This is a genomic window from Vibrio sp. 970, assembly GCF_033339075.1.
The window spans coordinates 1-677 of sequence record NZ_JAWOTW010000359.1 but is presented as its reverse complement, the minus strand read 5'-3'; the positions used below and the strand labels follow the sequence as shown (position 1 = coordinate 677).

The 677-nt window shown below is 47.0% G+C and carries 2 protein-coding genes; both read right to left on the bottom strand.

All coding sequences use genetic code 11. The features are described 5' to 3' along the window. The coding region (gene nrdG, locus R7Q11_RS26665; RefSeq protein ID WP_225467055.1) for an anaerobic ribonucleoside-triphosphate reductase-activating protein at window positions 1-347 on the bottom strand (347 nt) is incomplete at its 3' end. Between the two features lie 84 nt (window positions 348-431). Next, on the bottom strand, window positions 432-677 hold a 246-nt coding region (gene nrdD / locus R7Q11_RS26660; protein ID WP_318094467.1), incomplete at its 5' end, for an anaerobic ribonucleoside-triphosphate reductase.

The window sequence follows — 677 nt, the reverse complement described above, 5'->3', positions numbered from 1 at the left end:
TGCGCGTCATCCAGTTCAGCCAGCGTGTAGCCTGTCCAAACCCAGATGTCTTTACCGGGACACTCTTCTCTCACCCTTTTCACGATCTTTAAAATATGAGGCACATTAGCAGGATGAAGCGGATCTCCGCCAGACAACGACAAGCCGCGACGTTTAATGCGCGTGTCATTCAAATCATTGATGATCTTGTCTTCCGCTTCTTGCGTGAACAACACACCCGAATCCAAGCGTTGCGTCGACTGGTTATAACACCCACGGCACTGATGCACACAGCCCGACACAAACAATGTGCAGCGCGTACCCGGTCCGTTAACAACGTCAATTGGATAATATTGGTGGTAGTTCATAATGCGTCTCTTTGTTATCGCGAAAAAGAAAATCAACCTAAAGCAGGTTGATTTTCAAAGTGTTGAATCGAGTGGTAATTAACCTTATAGGTGTTTCACTCGACGTTTAACTTCTTCTTGTTTGCCGAAGTTAAACGGACGTGCATCTGGGCTGCCCAAGTAGCCACATACGCGACGTGTCACCGATACTTTGGTTGAATCGTGATTGCCACAACTTGGGCAAGTAAAGCCTTTGCTTGTACATTCAAACTCACCGGTGTAACCACATTCGTAACACTCATCAATCGGAGTGTTGGTTCCGTAGTAAGGAACGCGGGTGTAACTGTAGTC